Annotated in this window: 18 protein-coding genes; 8 read left to right on the forward strand and 10 right to left on the reverse strand. The window is 61.7% G+C overall.

Going from position 1 to position 22,874, the window contains the following annotated elements:
* Positions 1–313 precede the first annotated feature (313 nt).
* The 3 genes from ACGSLL_RS03525 to ACGSLL_RS03535 are packed head-to-tail and all read left to right on the forward strand — an operon-like array spanning position 314 to position 5,789.
* Positions 314–1,558 carry an exonuclease SbcCD subunit D C-terminal domain-containing protein gene (locus ACGSLL_RS03525; protein ID WP_394503244.1) on the forward strand — a complete coding sequence of 415 codons (1,245 nt, stop codon included), beginning with the start codon at positions 314–316 and terminating at the stop codon, positions 1,556–1,558.
* Positions 1,555–5,196, forward strand: a complete 3,642-nt coding sequence (locus ACGSLL_RS03530; protein WP_394503247.1) for an AAA family ATPase — start codon at positions 1,555–1,557, stop codon at positions 5,194–5,196. The genes ACGSLL_RS03525 and ACGSLL_RS03530 overlap by 4 nt, the downstream gene beginning before the upstream one ends.
* Entirely contained in the window at positions 5,193–5,789 is a 597-nt protein-coding gene (locus ACGSLL_RS03535) for a glutathione S-transferase (protein WP_394503249.1), read from the forward strand. The genes ACGSLL_RS03530 and ACGSLL_RS03535 overlap by 4 nt, the downstream gene beginning before the upstream one ends.
* 137 nt (positions 5,790–5,926) lie before the next feature.
* On the opposite strand, the gene ACGSLL_RS03540 is transcribed toward ACGSLL_RS03535, so the two are convergent.
* From ACGSLL_RS03540 to ACGSLL_RS03575, 8 genes are all read right to left on the reverse strand, one after another.
* Positions 5,927–6,184, reverse strand: a complete 258-nt coding sequence (locus ACGSLL_RS03540; protein WP_394503251.1) for a hypothetical protein — start codon at positions 6,182–6,184, stop codon at positions 5,927–5,929.
* Positions 6,181–6,393, reverse strand: coding sequence for a hypothetical protein (locus ACGSLL_RS03545; protein WP_090282942.1), 213 nt, complete (start codon positions 6,391–6,393; stop codon positions 6,181–6,183). Before ACGSLL_RS03545 ends, ACGSLL_RS03540 begins: the two co-directional genes overlap by 4 nt.
* Positions 6,394–6,784: 391 nt before the next feature.
* On the reverse strand, positions 6,785–6,964 hold the full coding sequence (locus tag ACGSLL_RS03550) for a hypothetical protein (protein WP_090282941.1): 180 nt from the start codon (positions 6,962–6,964) through the stop codon (positions 6,785–6,787).
* Between the two features lie 155 nt (positions 6,965–7,119).
* Positions 7,120–8,295, reverse strand: coding sequence for a lactonase family protein (locus tag ACGSLL_RS03555; protein WP_394503253.1), 1,176 nt, complete (start codon positions 8,293–8,295; stop codon positions 7,120–7,122).
* Positions 8,282–8,593, reverse strand: a complete 312-nt coding sequence (locus ACGSLL_RS03560; protein ID WP_394503255.1) for a DUF5629 family protein — start codon at positions 8,591–8,593, stop codon at positions 8,282–8,284. The genes ACGSLL_RS03555 and ACGSLL_RS03560 overlap by 14 nt, the downstream gene beginning before the upstream one ends.
* A 265-nt stretch (positions 8,594–8,858) precedes the next feature.
* Positions 8,859–10,439, reverse strand: a complete 1,581-nt coding sequence (locus tag ACGSLL_RS03565; protein ID WP_394503257.1) for an aldehyde dehydrogenase (NADP(+)) — start codon at positions 10,437–10,439, stop codon at positions 8,859–8,861.
* Positions 10,440–10,448: 9 nt separating this feature from the next.
* Positions 10,449–11,441, reverse strand: coding sequence for an AraD1 family protein (gene araD1 / locus ACGSLL_RS03570; protein ID WP_394503260.1), 993 nt, complete (start codon positions 11,439–11,441; stop codon positions 10,449–10,451).
* 138 nt (positions 11,442–11,579) lie between these two features.
* Positions 11,580–12,902, reverse strand: a complete 1,323-nt coding sequence (locus ACGSLL_RS03575; protein WP_394503262.1) for an MFS transporter — start codon at positions 12,900–12,902, stop codon at positions 11,580–11,582.
* A 194-nt stretch (positions 12,903–13,096) separates the two neighbouring features.
* On the opposite strand from ACGSLL_RS03575, the gene ACGSLL_RS03580 reads away from it, so the two are divergent.
* Positions 13,097–14,833, forward strand: a complete 1,737-nt coding sequence (locus ACGSLL_RS03580; protein ID WP_090282935.1) for an IlvD/Edd family dehydratase — start codon at positions 13,097–13,099, stop codon at positions 14,831–14,833.
* Between the two features lie 188 nt (positions 14,834–15,021).
* Entirely contained in the window at positions 15,022–15,741 is a 720-nt protein-coding gene (locus ACGSLL_RS03585; RefSeq protein ID WP_042606776.1) for a FadR/GntR family transcriptional regulator, read from the forward strand.
* Positions 15,742–16,053: 312 nt separating this feature from the next.
* On the opposite strand, the gene ACGSLL_RS03590 is transcribed toward ACGSLL_RS03585, so the two are convergent.
* Both ACGSLL_RS03590 and ACGSLL_RS03595 read right to left on the reverse strand, forming a co-directional pair.
* On the reverse strand, positions 16,054–18,438 hold the full coding sequence (locus ACGSLL_RS03590) for an efflux RND transporter permease subunit (RefSeq protein WP_208937739.1): 2,385 nt from the start codon (positions 18,436–18,438) through the stop codon (positions 16,054–16,056).
* Positions 18,435–19,478 carry a WD40/YVTN/BNR-like repeat-containing protein gene (locus tag ACGSLL_RS03595; RefSeq protein WP_394503266.1) on the reverse strand — a complete coding sequence of 348 codons (1,044 nt, stop codon included), beginning with the start codon at positions 19,476–19,478 and terminating at the stop codon, positions 18,435–18,437. The genes ACGSLL_RS03590 and ACGSLL_RS03595 overlap by 4 nt, the downstream gene beginning before the upstream one ends.
* Positions 19,479–19,929: 451 nt before the next feature.
* Between ACGSLL_RS03595 and ACGSLL_RS03600 the strand changes: the two genes are divergently transcribed.
* The 3 genes from ACGSLL_RS03600 to ACGSLL_RS03610 are packed head-to-tail and all read left to right on the forward strand — an operon-like array spanning position 19,930 to position 22,863.
* Positions 19,930–20,520, forward strand: a complete 591-nt coding sequence (locus ACGSLL_RS03600; RefSeq protein ID WP_258449530.1) for an amino acid synthesis family protein — start codon at positions 19,930–19,932, stop codon at positions 20,518–20,520.
* A gap of 31 nt (positions 20,521–20,551) precedes the next feature.
* Entirely contained in the window at positions 20,552–21,385 is an 834-nt protein-coding gene (locus ACGSLL_RS03605; protein ID WP_394503268.1) for an alpha/beta fold hydrolase, read from the forward strand.
* Positions 21,382–22,863 carry an aldehyde dehydrogenase gene (locus ACGSLL_RS03610; protein WP_394503270.1) on the forward strand — a complete coding sequence of 494 codons (1,482 nt, stop codon included), beginning with the start codon at positions 21,382–21,384 and terminating at the stop codon, positions 22,861–22,863. The genes ACGSLL_RS03605 and ACGSLL_RS03610 overlap by 4 nt, the downstream gene beginning before the upstream one ends.
* Positions 22,864–22,874 lie beyond the last annotated feature (11 nt).

Consider the following 22,874-nt stretch of genomic DNA (forward strand, 5'->3'; position numbering starts at 1 on the left):
GGGTTCAGTGTCGATGACCAGGGTATGGAGTTGATCAGCTGCATTACATTGGCTCCAGACTCGTTCTTCCGACGTCAGGCTTTGTCGGGTAAGGCTGAAGATTAGGCCTAATAATCGCGGCTGAGACGATATCAATATGATGGCTCGATGCTAGATAGCCGGTGCACGGGGGTCAACGAGCGAGTCATCGAAATGCCCTGCAGCGTCCCGCCGGGACAAGCCTCAACGACGCAATAATCTGTAAACTCTCCCCCTCTTTCGCCGCCCGTTATCTTCCCGCGGCCATCACCTTTTAAATGTTACGGAGTCCACCTTGCGTCTGTTTCACACCTCCGACTGGCACCTTGGGCAAAACCTGCACGGCCAGGAGCGCGATTTCGAGCATGCGTGCTTTCTCGAATGGCTGCTGCGCCAATTGCAACTGGCGCAGCCGGATGTGCTGCTGATTGCCGGGGACATCTTCGACACGGTCAACCCGCCGGTCAAAGCCCAGGAACGCCTCTACGATTTCATCGTCAGCGCCCACGAACAGCAGCCGTTGCTGACCATCGTGATGATCGCCGGCAATCATGATTCCGGCTCGCGGATCGAGCTGCCCGCGCCGTTGATGCGGCGTTTGCGCACCCATGCGTTGGGTCGGGTGCTGTGGCTGGATGACGGGCAACTGGATGCCGAACGGCTGCTGCTGCCGTTGCCGGATAAAACCGGCGAAATCGCCGCATGGTGCCTGGCGCTGCCGTTCCTGCGTCCCGCTGAAGTGACCGGTGCGCATCTGGGCGACAACTATTTGCGCGGCATCGGTCAGGTGCATGAATGGCTGATCGAGGCGGCCAACGCTAAGCGCCAACCGGGTCAGGCGCTGATCGCCATCAGCCACGCGCACATGGCTGGCGGTTCGGTGTCGGAGGATTCCGAGCGCAGCCTGATCATCGGCAACGCCGAAGCCCTGCCCGCCAGCCTGTTCGGCGCGAGCATCAGCTACGTCGCCCTCGGCCATTTGCACAAGCCGCAGAAGGTCAACGGCGAGGAGCGCATTCGCTACAGCGGCTCGCCGATTCCGCTGTCGTTCTCGGAGATCGGTTATCAACACCAGATTCTCGATGTCATCCTCGACGGTGAAACCTTGGTCAGCGTCGAGCCGAAGCTGATCCCGCGCTCGGTCAATCTGCAGCGCATCGGCCCGGCGCCGCTGGCCGAGATTCTCCTGCAACTGGCGGACTTGCCGAACATCGACCTGCTCGCCGAAACCCAGCGCCAGCCGTGGCTGGAAGTGCGTGTGCGGCTCGACGAGCCGCAGCCGGATCTGCGTCATCAAGTGGAAACCGCGCTGCAAGGCAAAGCCGTGCGCCTGGTGCGGATCGCCGCAGAATACGCCGGTAACCGAGGCGCTGATGGCAGCGATAACGGCAGCGCGCTGATCGAACTGGACCAGCTCACCCCGCAGGAATTGTTCAGCCGCGCCTGGCTCGACAACTATGGCAGCGGGGTCGACGAACAAACCCTCAAGGACTTCGCCGAACTGCTGCAAGACGTGCAAATGGAAGGCGAGCAGCCATGAAGATTCTCGCCATTCGTTTGAAGAACCTGGCCTCGCTGGCCGGCCCGTTCGAAATCGATTTCACCGCCGAACCGCTGGCCAGCGCTGGCTTGTTTGCGATCACCGGCCCGACCGGCGCCGGCAAAAGCACCCTGCTCGATGCCTTGTGCCTGGCGCTGTTTGGCGCGGTGCCGCGCCTCAACAACACCAGCCGCGACGCCAAAGTCCCTGACGCCGACGGCGAAATCGCTACCGGCGACCCGCGTACTCTGTTGCGTCGTGGCACCGGTGAAGGCTATGCCGAGGTGGATTTTGTCGGTGTTGACGGTCGACGCTATCGCGCGCGCTGGGAAGCCAATCGTGCTCGCGAGAAGGCCGGCGGCAAGTTGCAGGCCAGTCGGCAGAGCCTGCGCGATATCGATCAGGATCAGTTGCTCGCCAGCCAGAAAGGCGAGTACAAAACCCAGCTCGAAGCCGCGCTTGGACTGAACTTCGAGCAGTTCACCCGCGCCGTGTTGCTGGCGCAGAGTGAGTTCAGCGCGTTCCTCAAGGCGGACGACAACGACCGCAGCGAATTGCTGGAAAAACTCACCGACACCGCGCTCTACACGCGCCTCGGTCGCCGCGCCTTTGACAAGACCAAAGAGGCCCGCGAAGCGCACAAGCTGTTGCAGGATCAGGCCAGCGGCGTCACCCCGCTCGCCCCCGAGGCCCGTGCCGAACTGGACGAGCGCTGCAGCGCCGCGCAGCAACAGATGAAGCTGCAACAGGCGCAGCTCAAGCAGCTCGAACAGCAGCATGGCTGGCTCAAGGATCTGCGCCTGTTGCAGGATTCGCAGCAAGCCGCCACCGAGCAATTGCACAGCGCGCAGCAGCAATGGCAAGCGCTGGCCGGTGAGCGGGTCAAACTGAGCCAACTGGAGCAACTGGCGCCGCAACGGCACCAGTTCGCCCGCAAGACCGAACTCGATGCACTGCTCCCGCCGTTGGCCGCGCAGATCGCCGCGCACACCCGACAACACGCCGAACTGAGCGAGCGCCAGACGCAACTGGAGCAAACGCTTGAGGCCGCGAAAGGCGCCCTGAGCCAGGCGCAACAGCGGCAGAGCGAGAACGCGCCGCTGTTGCGTCAGGCCTTTGAAGAACAAAGCACCCTCGCCCGTCTGGTCAGGGACGTCGCGCAAAGCACTGAAGCCAGACTCGCGGCGCAGCAAGCCTGCAATGACGGCCAGCAGGCCATTCAGGCCTTGCAGGAAAAGCAGGCCGAGGCCGCCGAGCGCTTGCAGCGCATCGCCAGCGAACTGGAGCAAAGCGCCCATCTGGCACCGCTGAGCGATGCCTGGAACGCCTACCGCGATCGCCTGCAACAATTGATGCTGATCGGCAATCGCTTGAACAAGGGTCAGGCAGAACTGGCCAGCCTCGAAGACAGCGCCACTCGCAGCGCTGATGCCCTGACCGCGCAAAAGCAGCAACTCGAAGTGCTGTTCAAGGAGGCTGGCGCCGAGCCCGATGCGGTCGCCGAACAGATCGGCCTGCTCGGTACGTTGCTGCAGGACAACCGCAAACAGTTGCGCGCCTTCGAAGATTTGTCGCGCCTGTGGGCCAGCCAACAGGACCTCGACCAGCGCAGCAGCGAACTGCAACAACGCCTGCTCAGCGCCCAGCAGCAACGCGAGCAACTGACTCAGGACGGGGTGAAAAGCAAAGCCGAACTGACCGTCGCCGAGCAGACCCTGAACGTCACCCGCGAGCTGCTCGAGCGTCAGCGTCTGGCGCGCAGTGCCAGTGTCGAAGAGTTACGCGCGCAGTTGCAGGACGACCAGCCGTGCCCGGTCTGCGGCAGCAACGAGCATCCCTATCATCAGCCTGAAGCTCTGCTGCAAAGCCTCGGTCGCCACGATGAAAGCGAGCAGGCCAACGCCCAGCGGGTGGTCGATCAGCTCAAGGAAAAGCTCGCCGAACTGCGCGCCGAAGTCGGCGGCGTGATCGCGCAGCAGAAAGAACTGTTGCAGCAACAGGAACAACTCGCCGCGCAGCAACAAGCCTTGGCGCCGAGCCTCGATGCGCATCCGTTGGCAGCACAGTTGCTCAATCAGGACGCGGCCAAGCGCGACGCCTGGCTGACCCGGCAAAACGAGCAACTGAACCAGAGCATCAGCCAGGACGAGCAGCGCCAGAGCGCCCTGCTCACCCTGCAACAGGATGCCGCGCGCCTGACTCAACAATTGCGCCAGGCCGAAACCGCGCATCAGCAAGCGGCGCAGCAACTGAGCAATCAGCAGCGCGAACTGAGCAGCGACCGTCAGCGTCTCGACGAAGAACTCGCCGCATTCGCCAGTCTGCTACCCGCCGACACCCTCGAAGCCCTGCGTCAGGAACCGGCCGCGACCTTCATGCAACTCGACCGGCAGATCGCCGAGCGTCTGGCTCAGCTCGATCAGCACAAGGAAGAACAGGCCGAACAACTGCAGCGCCAGCAGACGCTGGAAAAAGAACAGGACCGCCAGCAGACCCGCGCCCAGCAGTTGCACAGCGCCGAAGCGCAACTCAACGGTTTGACCGAGCAGCAGCAGGCTTGCCAGCAGAAACTCGCGCAGCTGCTCGGCGAACACAGCAGCGCCGAGCAATGGCAGCAGCAACTCGAACAGGCGGTTGAACAGGCGCGCAGCAGCGAAGCCAGTACCGCCCAGGAACTGCAAAGTATGCGTACGCAACTCGTGCAGATCGCCGCTGAACTCAAGGCGCAGCAGGAACGTTTGCAAGCACTGCAAAGCGAAGATCAGGAGCTGCGCGGCAAGCTTGCCGATTGGCGCAGCCGTCATCCGGAGCTGGATGACCAAGGTCTGGAAGCACTGCTGCAGATCGACGACGCGCAACTCAGCGAACTGCGCCAGCGCTTGCAACACAACGAGAAGGCCATCGAACAGGCGCAGGTGCTATTGCAGGAGCGTGATCAGCGTCTGCTCGATCATCAGGCGCAGCACAACGGCAATCTTGATGCCGAACAATTGGCCAGCGCCCTCGCCGACCTGCAGAACCAGTTCGCCGTGAGCGAGCAGCAATGCGCCGAACTGCGCGCCGAACAGGTTGAAGACCAGCGCCGGCAGAACGCCAATCAGGCTCTGGCGCAGCAGATCGCCGACGCTTACGCCGAATATCAGCGCTGGGCGCGCCTCAGTGCGCTGATCGGCTCGGCCACCGGCGACACGTTCCGCAAGATCGCCCAGGCCTACAACCTCGATCTGCTGGTGCATCACGCCAACGTGCAGTTGCGCCAACTGGTCAAACGCTATCGCCTCAAACGCGGCGGCAGCATGCTCGGCCTGCTGGTGCTGGACACGGAAATGGGCGATGAATTGCGCTCGGTGCATTCGCTGTCCGGTGGCGAGACCTTCCTGGTGTCACTGGCGCTGGCATTGGGGCTGGCGTCGATGGCCTCGAGCACGCTGAAAATCGAATCGTTGTTTATCGACGAAGGTTTTGGCAGCCTCGATCCGGAATCCCTGCAACTGGCGATGGACGCCCTCGACGGCTTGCAGGCGCAGGGTCGCAAGGTCGCGGTGATCTCCCATGTGCAGGAAATGCACGAGCGCATCCCGGTGCAGATTCAGGTGCAGCGCCAAGGCAATGGTTTGAGCACACTGGAGGTGAAATGAATACGTTGTATTCCTTCCGCCGCTGCCCTTATGCGATGCGTGCGCGGATGGCTTTGCATTACTCGGGTGTGTCGGTGGAAATCGTTGAGGTCAGCCTCAAGGACAAACCGGCCGAGATGCTCGCGCTCTCGCCCAAAGGCACGGTGCCGGTGCTCAATGCCAACGGCCGGGTGATCGATGAAAGCCTGGCGATCATACACTGGGCCCTGGAGCAGCATGATCCGGATGACTGGCGCCTGAAGAACGATCCCGGTGCGCAGCTCGTCACCAATATGCTGATCGAGACCAACGACACGCAGTTCAAGACTTCATTGAATCACTACAAGTACGCCGAGCGCTACCCGGAAAAACCGATGGAGGTCTATCGCATGGAATGCGAAATGATCGTCCATTCGCTGGACCTGATGCTGGCGGATCAGGACCACTTGTTGGGTGATCAGCTCAGCCTCGCCGATGTCGCCCTGCTGCCGTTCATTCGCCAGTTCGCCCATGTTGATCGCGAGTGGTTTGCGCAGACGCCGTATGTGGCCCTGCAGGGATGGTTGCAGCGGTTGCTCGAGTCCGAACTGTTTACGTCGGTTATGAAGAAGTAGCTCGAACTTCCTGACTTGACTGTTCCCATGCGCAGCAAAGGAATGCAGCCCCGGACGTTCCGCGTCCACTCCAGAGCTGGAACGCGGAGCGTCCCTTGAGGCATTCCCACGCAGAGCGTGGGAACGATCATCACCGATCAGGCCAGCACCTGGCACATGCCCAGCGCCATGCAATCGACTTCGAACGGGCCGAGGAAGTCCACTGCGACCTTGGCCGGAGGATTACCGGCCATCAGCCCCAGCGTGTTGGCGCGTTCTATGTTGTGAGTGATGCTGTGATTGACCTCTATGGCCCGGGCCAGCGCGCCGACGGAGCCTTGGCCGATGCCTAATAACGAAGTGCCGTTGGTGAAGAACGCCAGACCGGCGATCACCCAGAGTCTGTAGCCTTTCATGCGCCGCCGACTCCTGCGAGTTCGGCCCGATCGACCATCACGCTCTGCGAGCGCACTTCGAACTGGACACCGGGATGGGCGACGTCGATGGGCGCGTCGAAGCTGTGTTCCATCTGCGAGGCGATGCTGACGAACAGCACCACGGCCAGGTACACACCAATGGCCAGGTAGGCGCCGCGTTTGGCGGAGTGAAGGATTGCGCTGGCCATGGTGTTCTCCCGTAGGCAGGTTTCGATGCCCACAGAATCAATCAAAAAAGCCGTAGCAACCACTCAGGGTTTGCCATAGTAAACATCAGCTTCGTTGATTATTTACCCGCTCTATTCCCTCGCTTGAAGAAACCTATGACCGAATGCCGCGCACAGTGTTCGTCCCCACGCGCAGCAAAGGAATGCCTGTTACTGATCGTTCCCACGCTCTGCGTGGGAATGCCTCTAGGGACGCTCCGCGTTCCATGGGACGCGGAGCGTCCCCGGCTGCATTTCCACGCAGAGCGTGGGAACGATCAAGTGTTGAGCGCGCGCAAAAAAGGGCCGTCGAAGGCTGCGATCTTTGACGTAAATCGCAGCCTTCGACAGCCCTTTTCAGGTGACGGGAATTTCAGGCCTGGGTTTTGTGATCCAGCGCGGCGTAGAAGTTGGCGCTCTGTTGCAGGTATTTCTGGGTGTAGCTCTGGGTGTGGGATTTTTTCTCGGCGATTTCGACGTTGGCACCGGCAGGCAGTACCACGGTGGCGGAGATGGCGGAGGCGGCGATAACGGAGAAAAGATTGAAGTTCATGGCGGTAACCCTCGTGTTCGTTTGCTTGGTTTGCCCGGTCGGGCTGTGAAACAAACGTAACGCTGCCGGGTTGCCGCTTGAAATCTTTTGTAGCATTAGCCGTTATCAGCGTAATTAATACAAAGATGCAGGCCCCGTAGAACGGGGCCTGTGGCTTATTGTCGCACTAGAAACTTCAGGTCGCTGGGGGCGTCTATCGGCAGTTTCTGCACGGTTTTGCCGAGCAGACCAGTCTTGCCATCGCGCTCGACGACAACAATCTCGTTGCTCTTCTGGTTGGCGATCAGCACAAATTTCCCACTCGGATCGAGGGCGAATTCACGCGGATGGTCGCCTTCCACCGAGCGCTTTTGTAGTTCTTTCAACTGACCGCTGGCCGGATCGATGGCAAACACCACCAGTTGATTGGCAGTGCCACGGTTGCTGACGTAGAGAAACTTGCCATCTGCCGAGGCATGCAGCGCAGCGCCGGCCTTGTCCGAAGTCGGCTGACCGGCGGCCAGGTCCACCAGTTGCGTCTGGGTCAGGACGCCATCCTTGTAGTCGAACACAGCGACCTGTGCGCTCATTTCCATGGTCAGCCAGGCGTGCTTGCCATCGGCGCTGAACAGCAGATGACGCGGGCCGCTGCCGGCCGGCAAGGCCACCGACGGCCTCTTGGCAGGTGTCAGCGGCAGGTGCGGATTGGCTTTCGGGTCGAATTGATAGATGAAGATCTTGTCCGCGCCCAGGTCGTTGGAGAACACGTAGCGGCCATCCGGCGAGGACACCGTCGAGTGCACGTGGTTGGACGCCTGGCGCTCAGGATTGACCCTGCTGGCCGGGTGCGCGCTCATCTGCACTACCGGCTGGAGCTTGCCGTCGGCGCCGACCGGCAGCACCGCCAGGGTGCCGCCCGGATCTTCCACCACCGAATAGTTGCTGACGAACAAGTGGCTGGCGTCAGCGCTGAGGCTGGAATGGGTCGGCTCGTTGCCCAGGCTCTGCACCTGATTGATCAGGCGCAGGGCATGGGTTTTCGGATCGATGGCGAAGCTGCTGACGCGGCCGACCGGGTCCTGCTGGCCCGGACCGTTTTCGTTGACCACGAACAGGCGTTTCTGATCCCTGGACAGGGTCAGCCACGACGGGTTTTCGGTCTTGACCACTTGCAGCGGCTTGGCGGCGATCTGCCCGGTGGCGCTGTCGAAGTTCATCCGGTAAATGCCTTCGCTGCTGCCGGCGGTGTACGAGCCGACCAGCAACTGGAAGTTTTCCGCGTAGGCGCTGGAAAAGCCCATCGCGCCGACGCTGCCGGCCATCAGCAGCGGCCAGAAATTACGCATCTTCATTATTGTCATCCTCATCGTCGCTGCTGCTGACTACATCACCGAGGCAGACCAGGCGGTGTTCACCCGTGGTCTTGGTGTCGCTGGCATAACCGATGATCAGCCAGCTCTGCAGGTCTGCATCAAAGGTTGCAGCCTCGACTTGTGCCGGGGTGAATTCCCAATGTTTGGCCGCGCGACCATCGATGCATTCGATGTGCAGGTTATCGTCCTCGTCGAGGGCGAATTCGAAGGCGTGCAGGCCGTCGATTTCGACCATACCGCAGTGTTCAAGGGCGTTGAGAAGGGTTTGGGCAGTCATGGCAAACAGTCTTTCTTGGGGGGGAAAGGGCCAATGATAGCTTAATGTCGCGCCGAGCCCCCTTGTAGGAGTGAGCCTGCTCGCGATTGCGGTGGTCAGGCCGTGAAAGGCTGTTGATCGTTCCCACGCTCTGCGTGGGAATGCAGCGCGGGACGCTCTGCGTCCCTTTGGAACGCGGAGCGTCCCTAGAGGCATTCCCACGCGGAGCGTGGGAACGATCAACTCACCGCTATCGCGGGCCGGCTCACTCCTGCAGGGGTGGGTTTTAGATCGCCTCACGCGATGGCGTGCCATCCACCAGACGCTGAATGCGCAGCGGGTTGGCATTTTTCAGCGGCTCGGGCAGCAAGCTGTCCGGGTAGTTCTGGAAGCACACCGGGCGCAGGAAACGGTCGATTGCCAGCGTTCCCACCGAGGTGCCGCGCGCATCGGACGTCGCCGGATACGGCCCGCCGTGAACCATCGAATCGCAGACCTCGACACCGGTCGGATAACCATTGAGCAGGATGCGCCCGACTTTCTGTTCGAGCAGCGGCGTCAGTTCGGCGAACTGTTCGAAGTCGGCCGGCTCGCCGATGATCGTCGCGGTGAGTTGCCCGTGCAGGCCGAGCAGCGCAGCGCTGAGTTGCGCCTGATCGGCGACTTCAACGATCACCGTGGTCGGGCCGAACACTTCTTCCTGCAGCACTTCATCGCCGTTGATCAACAGGCTGACATCCGCTTTGAACAGCTGCGGTTGCGCCTGATTGCCCTGCTGCGAATTACCGGCCAAATGCTCGATGCCGCTGTGGCCCAGAAGTTTTTCCAGGCCTTTGCCATAGCTGCCGAGGGTGCCGGCGTTGAGCATGGTTTGCGCCGGCTGATCGCCGATCGCTGCAGCGACCTGCTGCACGAACGCGCTGAATTGCGGCGAGCGGATGCCGATGACCAGGCCCGGGTTGGTGCAGAACTGACCGCAGCCCTGGACCACCGAGGCGGTCAGATCGCGGGCGACGGTTTCCGAACGTGTCGCCAGCGCTTGCGGCAGCACGATCACCGGGTTGATGCTCGACATCTCGGCGAACACCGGAATCGGTTGCGGACGCGCCGCGGCCATGTCGCACAGGGCGCGACCGCCCTTGAGCGAACCGGTGAAACCGACGGCCTGAATCGCCGGGTGCTTGACCAGCCACTCGCCGACGCCACCGCCGTAGATCATGTTGAACACGCCGGTAGGCATGCCGGTTTTTTCCGCTGCACGAATGATCGCGTCGGCGACCAGCTCAGCGGTGGCCATGTGGCCGCTGTGGGCCTTGAAGACTACCGGGCAACCGGCGGCCAGCGCCGCTGCGGTGTCGCCCCCGGCGGTGGAGAATGCCAGCGGGAAGTTGCTCGCGCCGAACACCGCGACCGGGCCGAGGCCGATGCGATATTGACGCAGGTCCGGGCGTGGCAATGGCTGACGATCGGGCAATGCCTGATCGATGCGTGCGCCATAGAAATCACCGCGACGCAGGACCTTGGCGAACAGACGCATCTGCCCGCTGGTGCGACCGCGTTCGCCCTGGATGCGCCCGGCCGGCAGCGCGGTTTCGCGGCAGACCACGGCGACGAAATCATCGCCCAGCGCGTCCAGCTCATCGGCAATCGCATCGAGAAACTGTGCACGGCGTTCAGCGCTGAGGCTGCGATAGGCCGGGTATGCGGCGGCGGCTGCCTTGGCGGCGGCGTCGACTTCTTCGGCGGTGGCCTGAATGAAGTTGTGCGGCAGTGCTTCGCCGGTGCTGGCGTCGACCGATTGCAGTTTGACGCTGCCAGCGGCGCTGCGCTGACCGCCAATGTAGTTGTGACCGAGAATCTGAGTCATGGGATCTCCTTAAAGGGTGCCAATGCTGTCGGGGGCAAACACTGCGTCGATCGGCACGATACCATTGACCAGCGGTGCGCCGAACTCAGCCTGACTGATTTCAAACACGTCGCCCGGTTGGGTGCGAATGCCGTCGGCGAACGACAGCGTCGCGGTGCCGAAGAAATGAATGTGCACGTCGCCCGGACGCAGGAACTGCCGGTATTTGAAGTGGTGGTACTCGAGGTTCGCCAGGCTGTGGCACATGTTGGCCTCGCCACTGAGGAATTCGTTCTGCCACAGCACTTCACCGTCACGCAGGATGCGACTGGCGCCTGCAAGGTGTTGAGGCAATTCACCGGTGCGAAGTTCCGGACCATAACTGCAACTGCGCAATTTCGAATGCGCCAGGTACAGATAATTCTTGCGCTCCATGACGTGATCGGAGAACTCGTTGCCCACCGCAAAGCCGAGGCGATAAGGCTTGCCGTCGTGACCGATCACGTAGAGGCCGGCCATTTCCGGCTCCTCGCCGGCGTCTTCGGCGAACGGTGGCAGCGGGAATGGCTGGCCCGGGCGCACAACGATGCTGCCGTCACCCTTGTAGAACCATTCCGGTTGTACGCCGGCCTGCCCTGGTGCCGGTTTGCCTCCCTCCAGACCCCATTTGAAAATACGCATGGTGTCGGTCATGGCCGCTTCGTCACCGGCCTGCTGATGCATTTTGTCCCGCGCCGAGGCGCTGCCCAAGTGGGTCAGGCCGGTGCCGCTGACCAGCATGTGCGCCGGGTCCGGGTGATCGAGTGGCGGCAGGATGCGCAGCTCGGCGAGCAGTTCTGGGTAATCGTGATCGGCGCCGAAGCCGAGGGTTTGTACGTGCTGCTCCAGCGAGTGGCCGGCCTCGATGGCGGCCAGCGCCAGATCACGTACGCTGCGCGCGCCCTGCACTTCACGCACCCGCGCCGTGTCGACCACGCCCACGCGGCGCTCGCCGTTGGTTAATTCGAATTGAACCAGATGCATGATTTATCTCCTGTTTATCAAAACCACCGCCGATCCCCTGTGGGAGCGAGCCTGCTCGCGAAAGCGGTGTATCAGTCACCAATGATGTTGAGTGTGATGGCCTCTTCGCGAGCAGGCTCGCTCCCACGGTGGTAAGCGTCAGGTGCGGGTCGCGCCGCGCGCACTGGCGGCGAACTGGTCAACCGGCAGCACATGCCTGCGCTCCAGCACGCGATAAACGATGCCGGTCAGAATCAGCCCGAACACCATCACGCCCGAGAGGAAGTACAGCCCCGAAGCCAGATTGCCGGTGTATTCCTTCAACGCGCCGATCACGAACGGCCCGATGTACCCGCCCAGATTGCCCACCGAGTTGATCAGCGCGATCCCCGCCGCTGCGCTCGCGCCGGCGAAGAACCGCCCCGGCAAGGTCCAGAACACCGCCGTGCAAGAGAACAGCGCAAACGCGACCAGACACAGCGCCGCCAGTTGTGCCACCGGCATCGACAACCACGCGCTCATGAACAAACCAATGGCGCCCAGCACATACAAAACGGCGAGGTGCCCGTAGCGATCATTCAAGCGGTCCGAACTGCGCGGGATGATCAGCAAACCGATGATCCCGAAGATGTACGGCACCGAGGAGACGAAACCGGTGACCAGGTCGCTGCCGCCAAACTGCTTGATCAGCGTCGGCAGCCACAGGCCGAGGCCGTAAATGCTCAGGGTCACTGGCAGGTAGAACAGCGCCAGCAGCAACACGCGTTTGTCTTTGAGCGCATGCAGCGGGTTGCCGTGACGGGTCTGGCCGTATTCCTGCAGATCCTTTTTCAGTTCGCCGGTCAGCCAGTCTTTCTCCGCCTGATCCATCCATTTCACTTGCTGCGGGCCGTCCGGCAGCCAGCGCAGTACCGGCCAGGTCAACAGGATCGCCGGGGTGCCGATGACGATGAACAGCCACTGCCAGCCGTGCAAACCGAGGATGCCGTCCATGCCGAGCAAACCGCCGGACACGGGACCGGTGATCATCATCGCGATCGGTTGCGAGAGAATGAACAGGCCGAGGATCTTGCCGCGATGGCGCACCGGGAACCATTGAGTGATGTAGTACAGCACGCCGGGAAAGAAGCCCGCCTCGGCCGCGCCGAGCAGAAAGCGCATCACATAGAAGCTGTGCGGCCCCTGAACGAAGGCCATGCCGATGGTGATTGCGCCCCAGGTGATCATGATCCGCGCAAACCAGCGCCGCGCGCCAAAGCGTTCGAGCATCAGGTTGCTGGGGATTTCAAGCAGGAAATAGCCAATGAAGAACAGCCCGGCGCCCAGGCCATAGGCCGCGTCGCCAATGCCGATGTCGGCGCCCATGTGCAGCTTGGCGAAGCCGACGGCGGAGCGATCCACATAGGCGATCAGGTACAGCAGGATCAGGAAGGGAATCAGTTTCAGTGTGATGCGCCGGATAAGCCGCAATTCCTGGCTCATGAGATCGGTCTCCGATTGTTGTTTTTATAGAACCTCGGGGGACGCCTCTCGCTGCAGAGCTGCCAGGGCCATCCCTCCGTCGAAAACGACTATATAGTAATACTAATTACGCAACAACACTTCCAAATCGACGAATTTGCGCTTATGTTAGGCCATCGCTGGAACACTATAGTCATACAATAAGAGAATCGATCATGGCTGATAAGAAACCCACTCTGCGCTCCGCCCAATGGTTTGGCACGGCCGACAAGAACGGCTTCATGTACCGCAGCTGGATGAAGAATCAGGGCATCGCCGACCATCAGTTTCACGGCAAGCCGATCATCGGCATCTGCAACACCTGGTCGGAGCTGACGCCGTGCAACGCGCACTTCCGCCAGATCGCCGAACACGTCAAACGCGGCGTGATCGAAGCCGGTGGTTTTCCAGTGGAATTTCCAGTGTTCTCCAACGGCGAATCGAACCTGCGCCCGACCGCCATGCTCACCCGCAACCTGGCGAGCATGGACGTTGAAGAAGCCATTCGCGGCAACCCGATCGACGGCGTGGTGCTGCTGACCGGTTGCGACAAGACCACCCCGGCGCTGCTGATGGGCGCGGCCAGTTGCGACGTGCCGGCCATCGTTGTCACCGGCGGGCCGATGCTCAACGGCAAGCACAAGGGCAAGGACATCGGCTCGGGCACGGTAGTCTGGCAGCTCAGCGAGCAGGTCAAGGCCGGCACCATCACCATCGACGATTTCCTCGCGGCCGAAGGCGGCATGTCGCGTTCGGCGGGCACCTGCAACACCATGGGCACCGCGTCGACCATGGCCTGCATGGCCGAAGCGCTGGGCACCTCCCTGCCCCATAACGCAGCGATCCCGGCAGTGGATGCGCGCCGTTACGTGCTGGCGCACATGTCCGGCATGCGTGCCGTGGAAATGGTGCGCGAAGACCTGAAACTGTCGAAGATCCTCACCAAGGAAGCTTTCGAAAACGCCATCCGCGTCAACGCCGCCATCGGTGGTTCGACCAACGCCGTGATTCACCTGAAAGCCATCGCCGGGCGCATCGGCGTCGAACTCGATCTGGACGACTGGACGCGCATCGGTCGCGGCATGCCGACCATCGTCGACCTGCAGCCTTCCGGGCGCTTCCTGATGGAAGAGTTCTACTACGCCGGCGGCTTGCCAGCGGTGCTGCGTCGCCTCGGCGAAGCCAATCTGATCCCCAATCCGAACGCGCTGACCGTCAACGGCAAGTCGATCGGCGAGAACACCAAAGACGCGCCGATTTATGGCGAAGACGAAGTGATCCGCACGCTGGACAATCCGATCCGCGCCGACGGCGGTATCTGCGTACTGCGCGGCAACCTCGCGCCGCTGGGTGCGGTGCTCAAGCCGTCCGCCGCCACCGCTGAACTGATGCAGCATCGCGGCCGCGCCGTGGTCTTCGAGAACTTCGACATGTACAAGGCGCGGATCAACGATCCGGAGCTGGACGTCGATAAAGACTCGATTCTGGTCATGAAGAACTGCGGACCGAAGGGTTATCCGGGCATGGCCGAAGTCGGCAACATGGGCTTGCCGGCCAAACTGCTGGCGCAGGGTGTGACCGACATGGTGCGCATTTCTGATGCGCGGATGAGCGGCACCGCCTACGGCACTGTGGTCTTGCACGTCGCGCCGGAAGCGGCGGCCGGCGGGCCTCTGGCGACGGTGAAGGAAGGCGACTGGATCGAACTCGACTGCGCCAGCGGACGTCTGCATCTGGACATCTCCGATGCCGAACTGGCGGCGCGCATGGCCGACCTGCAGCCACCGCAGCAATTGCTGGTGGGCGGTTATCGTCAGCTGTACATCGACCATGTGCTGCAAGCGGATCAGGGTTGCGACTTTGACTTCCTGGTCGGCTGCCGTGGTGCTGAAGTACCGCGCCACTCGCACTAACACCGCAGCCCCCCTGTGGGAGCGAGCCTGCTCGCGAAGACGGCGGCACATTCAACAGTGATGTTGTTTGACCCACCGCCTTCGCGAGCAGGCTCGCTCCCACATTTGGCTTTTGTGTCTGCCTCAAGATTGCGCCGTGCCTGCTATGATGCGCGGCATCTCCATCGCTCAGGATCGCGCCACTCCCCATGGATTACCGCAAACCCTCCGACCGTAAAAGCATGCACTCGCGCATTGTCCAGGAACTGGGCATGCAGATCGTCTCCGGACGCTTTTTGCCCGACGACAAACTGCCCGCCGAAGCCCTGCTCTGCGAGGAGTACGCGGTCAGCCGGCCGGTGTTGCGTGAGGCCACGCGAGTGCTGGTGGCCAAGGGGCTGGTGTACTCCAGACCGCGCGTCGGCACGGTGGTCAAGGCGCGCCGCGAATGGCACATGCTCGACCCGGACGTGCTGCACTGGCTGATGCAAAGCAGCCCGCAGAATGAATTCTTCAACGTCCTGACCAGCGTGCGCAGCATCATCGAACCCGCCGCCGCCGCCCTCGCCGCCCAGCACGCGACGGATGCCGACATCGCCGCGATCAATGAAGCGTATCAACGCATGGAAGCGGCGCCGACGCCGGAAGCCTTGTTGCAGCCGGACCTGGACTTTCACAGCCGGATTGCCGACGCGACGCACAACGATTTGCTGGCGAATCTGTGCAACATGCTCGCGGTGGCGATTGCCGAGGCGTTGAAGCATTCGAATCAGCGGCCGAATCTGCATGAATTGGCGTTGCCGCGACACAAGGCGATTTTGACCGCCATTGAAAATCGCGACGCGCTGGGTGCAAGGCATGCGACGCTGGTGCAGCTGGATGATGCGCGGAGTGCGCTGAGTGTTGTGCTTGGCGCTGAGCTTTCTTAAGGCTTCAGACCGCTTGCCCTCACCCTAGCCCTCTCCCAGAGGTAGAGGGGACCGATTGGGGGATATTCGAGATTTACGCCGACTTGAACGATTTGCGCTGAATCCAACATCGCTTGGTATTGCAGGTCCAGTGATTTGCTTTGAATCTATAATCGACTCGATCTTTCAGGTCGACGTCTCAAGCCGCACACCTCGGTCAGTCCCCTCTCCCTCTGGGAGAGGGTTAGGGTGAGGGGCTGTTGATCTTGATCTTGACCCACAAAAAAGCCGCAACCCCCAAAGGTTGCGGCTTTGTCGTTTCAGCCACTCAGATCAATGCGCGAACAACGAATTGCCCTTCTGCCCCGCCAGCTTCTCCGGCTTGATCAGGAACTTCGCCAGCGCCGGCAACAGCCACAGTGCGCCAAACATGTTCCACAACAACATGAAGGTCAGCATCAGCCCCATGTCAGCCTGGAACTTGATCGCCGAGAAGATCCAGGTACACACGCCGATCGCCAGGCACAGGCCGGTGAACAGCACGGCTTTACCGGTGGATTTCAAGGTCTGGTAATAGGCTTCCTGCAACGGCAGCCCGGCCCGCAGGAAACTTTCCAGACGGCTGTAGATGTAGATGCCGTAGTCCACGCCAATCCCCACCCCCAGCGCCACCACCGGCAACGTCGCAACTTTCACGCCGATGCCCATGAACGCCATCAGCGCGTTGCCGAGGACCGAGGTCAGCACCAGCGGCAGGACGATGCACAGGGTGGCTGCCCACGAGCGGAAGGTGATCATGCACATCACCGCGACGCAGATGTACACCAGAATCAGGATGGTCAGCTCAGCCTGTTTGATGACTTCGTTGGTCGCTGCTTCGATCCCGGCGTTACCGGCGGCGAGGATGAATTCGAGGCCGTCCTTGTTGTTCTCCTTGGCGAATTCCTGCACCGCGTTCACCGCACGATCGAGGGTTTCAGCCTTGTGATCGTTGAGGAACACCAGCACCGGCGCCAGCGAGCAACTGTTGTTGTACAGACCGTCGGCGCGGGCGATGGAGTTATTCAGCACGTCCGGGTTGCGCGACAGGGTTTCCCATTTCAGGTTGCCCTCGTTCATGCCCTTGATCATCTGCTTGGACACGGTCACCAGCGAGATCGCCGACTGCACGCCCTCGGTGTTCTGCATCTTCCACATCAACTGATCGATTGGCGCCATGGCTTCGTAGCGCGAGCAGCCTTCAGCCTTGGTCTTGACCATCACCACCAGCACGTCGGAGCTGGTCGAGTAGTTGCTGATGATGAAGTTGTTGTCCTTGTTGTAGCGCGAGTCCGGGCGCAGTTCCGGCGCGCCTTGGTCGAGGTCGCCGATTTTCAGGTTCTGGCTGTACCAGAGGCCGCCGCCGAAAGCGATCAGCGCCAGCACCACCGAGATACGCGCAACTTTCGGATTGGCGAAGTTCGACAGCAGGCGCCAGAACGGATGTTCACGGTTCGCATCTTTCTTGCTCTTGGCGATCGCGCGCTTGCTGATGCCGACATAGGAAATCGCCACAGGCAGCAGGATCAGGTTGGTGAAGACGATCACCGCCACACCGATGGACGCACCGATCGCCAGTTCACGGATCACGCCGATGTCGATGATAAGCAGCGTGATGAAGCCCACCGCATCGGCGAGAATCGCAATCATCCCCGGCAGGAACAACTGCCGGAAGGTGCGGCGCGCAGCCGTCAGCGCGTTATCGGCCTCGCTGGATTGCAGGGCGATACCGTTGATTTTCTGCACGCCATGGGAAATGCCAATGGCGAAGATCAGGAACGGCACCAGCATCGAATACGGATCGAGGCCAAATCCGAAGAAGTGCATCAAGCCGAGCTGCCAGACCACCGCCACCAGCGTCGTACTCAGCACTGCGATGGTGCTGCGCACGCAGTTGGTGAACCACAGCAGCAGGATCAGGGTGATGACGAACGCGACGCCGAAGAACAGCACCACCATCACCAGACCATCGATCAGGTCGCCGACCTTCTTGGCGAAACCGACGATGTGGATCTTGACGTTGGGATTCTGCGCTTCGAACTTGTTGCGGATCTTGTCTTCGAGCTCATGGGAAAACTGGCGGTAATCCAGCGCCAGCAACTTGCCCTGATCCTGCGGGTCGGGATACGACTCGAGCAACGGGATGTCGACGATGCTCGACTTGAAATCGTTGGCCACCAGTCGCCCGACCTGGCCGGACTTGAGCACGTTGTTGCGCAGCAGATCGAGGCTGTCCTGCGAGCCGTTGTAGCTCTGCGGGATCACTTCACCGCCGGCGAAGCCCTCTTCGGTCACTTCGGTCCAGCGTACGCTCGGGCTCCACAGCGACTTCAGCCCGGAGCGGTCGACGCCGGAGATGTAGAACACCTCGTCGTTGATCTGCCGCAGGGTCTCCATGTACTCCTTGGAGAAGATGTCACCGTCGGTAGCTTCCACCGAAATACGCACGGTGTTGCCGAGGTTCGCCAGGTCGTTGCGGTGCTCCATCATCTTTTCGATGAAGGGATGCTGCAGCGGGATCATTTTTTCGAAACTGGTCGACGGCCGGATCAGCGTGGCCTGCCAGAACAGAAAGACGCTCACCACCAGACAGATCAGAATCACGGCTGGGCGGTTGTTGAAAATCAGGCGTTCGAGAACCGTCGCCTTTTCCTGCTGGGGAGTGATCAAGGAAGTCATAGGCCCGCCTTCTTGTTATTGGTCTCGGCACCGTTCGGCTGGGTGAGGTGTACACCGCCCTGCCCGCTCAGAATCAGATTGCCGTCGCCGGCAGCAGCGACCGACGACAGCGAGATGCGATCCGGGCGGTTGAACACGCTGAAGGTCTCGCCGTTATCGCTGCTGCTGATCACCGAACCGCCGTTGCCGACAATGACGATCGAGCCGTCTTCGAGCAGCGTGCCGCCGGACAGGCCGAACTCCAGCGCACCGCGCGCGGCCTTCAATTCGACCTGCTCCCAGTTGCTGCCGAAGTCGGTGGAGCGGTAAAGATTGCCGCGCAAGCCGTAAGCCAGCAGGGTCTGCGCTTGCGCCGTGCCGATCACACCAAACAGCGAGCCTTCGTACGGGCCTTCGAGTTTTTCCCAGGTCTGGCCATCATCGGCCGAGCGGAACATGCTGCCCGACTCGCCGACGATGAACAGCCCGGCGTCTTTTACGGCAGCGATGGCGTTGAGGTGGAACTGGTCTTCGTTGTCGAGGCGGTCGCTGACGTCTTGCCAGTCCTTGCCGCCGTCGGTGGTTGCCAGCAGCGTGCCGTAGGCGCCCACGGCAAAGCCGCTGTTGGCGTCCTTGAACCAGACGTCGAGCAGCGGCGATTCACGTTTGAGGTCTTCGAATTGCTTGGTCCAGGTCAGACCGCCGTCTGCGCTGGCGAGGATCTGTGCGTCATGGCCGACCGCCCAGCCGTGCTTGTCGTCGACGAAATACACCGCAGTGAGCAGTTGCCGGGTCGGCACTTTGGCCTGGGTCCAGGTTTTGCCCTGGTCATCGGAATAAAGAATGTGCCCACGGTCGCCAACCGCGACCAGGCGCGTGCCGGCGTGGACCACATCGAGAATCAGGCTTTTCGCGGCTTTTGCCGATTCGGTGGCATACACCACGTCGGCAGGTGCCTCGGCGGCGATGACGGGCGCCGATAGGGTGGCAAAACCCAGCAGAGAGAGTGCTGTGACCAGCAACGCGGTGTTGCGCAACGCCGGCGGGCGGCAACGACTCATAGACCTTCCCCTATTTATTATTGTTGGGCCATCAGGCCTTCAAGGGCGCCGCAAGGGTGCTGCGATGATGGCTGATCAGAAGCATAGTCCTGAAACCCGCCATCCAGAGCCCCTTCGGAAGCTGGCTCATCCTATCGGGCTTTCGAAACGTCTGACAATCGGCGCCACGTTATCTTTTGTTAACCGTTAACAGCTCGCTGTAATAAAGAAATTCCCCTGTGGGAGCGAGCCTGCTCGCGAAAGCGGTGGGTCAGCCAATGAAAACGGTGACTGTGGCGCCGCCTTCGCGAGCAGGCTCGCTCCCACAGGGTTTTGGGGTGTTTGAAGGATCGGTGATAGACGACCATTCGCCGGGGTGATGCGGCAAAAGTGCGTGAGGGGACTTGCGTGATCGGTATTATGGTATACCATCAGACGCACAGACACTCTCAATCCCCCTACGGAGCAGCTCATGAGTTTCGAAATCCGCAAGATCGTCAGCTATGTCGAAGAAACCTTTATCGAAGGCGGCAAAGCCACCGATAAGCCTGTGACCATGGTCGGCCTCGCCGTGGTGATGAAGAACCCTTGGGTGGGCAACGGTTTTGTCGAAGACCTCAAGCCGCAGATCCGCGCCAACTGCTCCGACCTCGGCGCGCTGATGGTCGAGCGTCTGGTCGGCATCATCGGTGGTGCGCAGAAGATCGAGGCCTACGGCAAAGCCGCGGTGGTCGGCGCTGATGGCGAGATCGAACACGCCTCCGCGGTGATTCACACGCTGCGCTTCGGCAACCACTACCGCGAAGCGGTCAACGCCAAAAGCTACCTGAGCTTCACCAACAAGCGCGGCGGCCCGGGCACCTCGATCCAGATCCCGATGATGCACAAGGACGACGAAGGTCAGCGTTCGCACTACATCACCCTGGAAATGCAGATCGAAGACGCCCCGCGTGCCGACGAAATCGTTGTGGTGCTGGGCTGCGCCGACGGTGGTCGTCTGCACCCGCGCATCGGCAACCGCTACATCGATCTGGAAGAACTGGCCGCCGAAAAAGCCCAGTAATCACAATAAAAAGGCATTGCAGGAGCGCTCCATGATTCGGCTCACCGCTGAACTCACCCCGGCTGGCACCAGTTACCTGGCGACCGGCCAAGGCCAGCCCGTGGTCTTGATCCACGGCGTGGGCCTGAACAAAGAAATGTGGGGCGGCCAGATCGTTGGCCTGTCCAGCGACTATCAGGTGATCGCCTACGACATGCTCGGCCACGGCGCCAGTCCGCGGCCGGCCAGCGGCACCGACCTGCTCGGTTACGCCGATCAGTTGCTCGAGCTGCTCGATCACCTGAACCTGCCGCAGGCCGCAGTAATCGGCTTCTCCATGGGCGGGCTGGTGGCGCGGGCGTTTGCCCTGCACTACCCGGAACGCCTGCAAAGCCTGGTGGTGCTCAACAGCGTGTTCAACCGCAGCGAAGAACAGCGCGCCGGCGTCATCGCACGCACCGCGCAGGCTGCTGAACACGGCCCGGACGCCAACGCCGAAGCGGCACTGTCACGCTGGTTCAGCCGTGAGTATCAGGCAGCCAACCCGGCGCAGATCGCCGCGCTGCGCCAGACCCTGGCCAACAACGACCCGCAGGGTTACCTGACCACTTACGAATTGTTCGCCACCCAGGACATGTACCGTGCCGAAGACCTCGGCACGATTAGCGCACCGACGCTGATCGCCACCGGCGAGCTGGACCCCGGTTCGACCCCGCAAATGGCCGAGCAACTGGCCCGGCGCATCCCCGGTGCGAAGGTTGCCGTGCTCCCCGAGCAACGGCATATGATGCCGGTAGAGTCACCGCGCCTGGTCAACCAGACCTTGCTGCAATTTCTGCAATTCGCACACTCCCGACAAAACCATATAAAGGGGATCGTTGCATGACACTCGCACGCTTCCAGATGTGCATCGGCGGAGAGTGGGTCGACGCCCTCTCCGGCAAGACCTTCGAAAGCCTCAACCCGGCATCGGCGCAAGCCTGGGCCGAACTGCCGGACGCCGATGAGGCCGACGTCGAACGCGCCGTGCAAGCCGCGCAAGCCGCGTTCGACAGCCCGGCCTGGCGCGGTCTGACGGCCACCGCACGGGGCAAGCTGTTGCGCCGCCTCGGTGACCTGATCGCCGAAAACAAGGAACAACTGGCGCAGCTGGAAAGCCGCGACAATGGCAAGCTGATTCGCGAAACCCGTGGTCAGGTCGGCTATCTGCCGGAGTTCTTCCACTACACCGCCGGCCTCGCCGACAAGCTTGAAGGCGGCACCCTGCCGCTGGACAAGCCCGACCTGTTTGCCTACACCGTGCACGAAGCGATGGGTGTGGTCGCGGCGATCATTCCGTGGAACAGCCCGCTTTACCTGACCGCAATCAAACTGGCCCCGGCGCTCGCCGCCGGCAACACCATTGTGATCAAGCCGTCCGAGCATGCTTCCGCGACAATTCTCGAGCTGGCGCGGCTGGCCCTCGAAGCCGGGATTCCCCCAGGCGTGGTCAACGTCGTCACCGGTTACGGCCCGAGCACAGGCGCCGCCCTCACCCGCCATCCGCTGATCCGCAAGATCGCCTTCACCGGCGGCGCGGCGACGGCACGGCATGTCGTGCGCAGCAGTGCCGAGAACTTCGCCAAGCTGTCGCTGGAACTGGGCGGCAAGTCGCCGAACATCATCTTCGCCGACGCTGATCTGGACAGCGCGATCAACGGCGCGATTGCCGGGATCTACGCGGCGTCCGGGCAGAGTTGCGTATCCGGTTCGCGCTTGCTGGTGCAGGACGAAATCTACGACGAGTTCGTCAACCGCCTGGTCGAGCGTGCCCAGCGCATCCGCATCGGCAACCCCCAGGAAGACCACAGCGAGATGGGCCCGATGGCCACCGCGCAACAACTGGCGGTAGTCGAAGGTCTGGTCGCCGATGCCATCGCTGAAGGCGCGCGTTTGCGCACCGGCGGCAAGCGTCCGACTGATGTCGGCGAAGGCTGGTTCTACGAGCCGACGCTGTTCGAGTGCGACCGCAACTCGATGAAGATCATGCAGGAAGAAGTCTTCGGTCCGGTGGCGTCGGTGATCCGTTTCAAGGATGAAGCCGAAGCGCTGGCGATCGCCAACGACTCGCAGTTCGGCCTTGCCGCCGGCATCTGGACCCGCGATCTGGGCCGCGCCCATCGTCTGGCGCGCGATGTGCGCTCCGGGATCATCTGGGTCAACACCTACCGCGCGGTGTCGGCGATGGCGCCGATTGGGGGCTTCAAGAACAGTGGCTATGGACGCGAAAGCGGCATCGATTCGGTGCTGGCCTACACCGAACTGAAAACGGTGTGGATCAACCTTTCTCAGGCGCCAATGCCTGATCCGTTTGTGATGCGCTAGGAGTCCTGCGA

It is taken from the genome of Pseudomonas retamae, assembly GCF_043496865.1.
In the GTDB taxonomy this organism is placed as follows: domain Bacteria; phylum Pseudomonadota; class Gammaproteobacteria; order Pseudomonadales; family Pseudomonadaceae; genus Aquipseudomonas; species Aquipseudomonas retamae.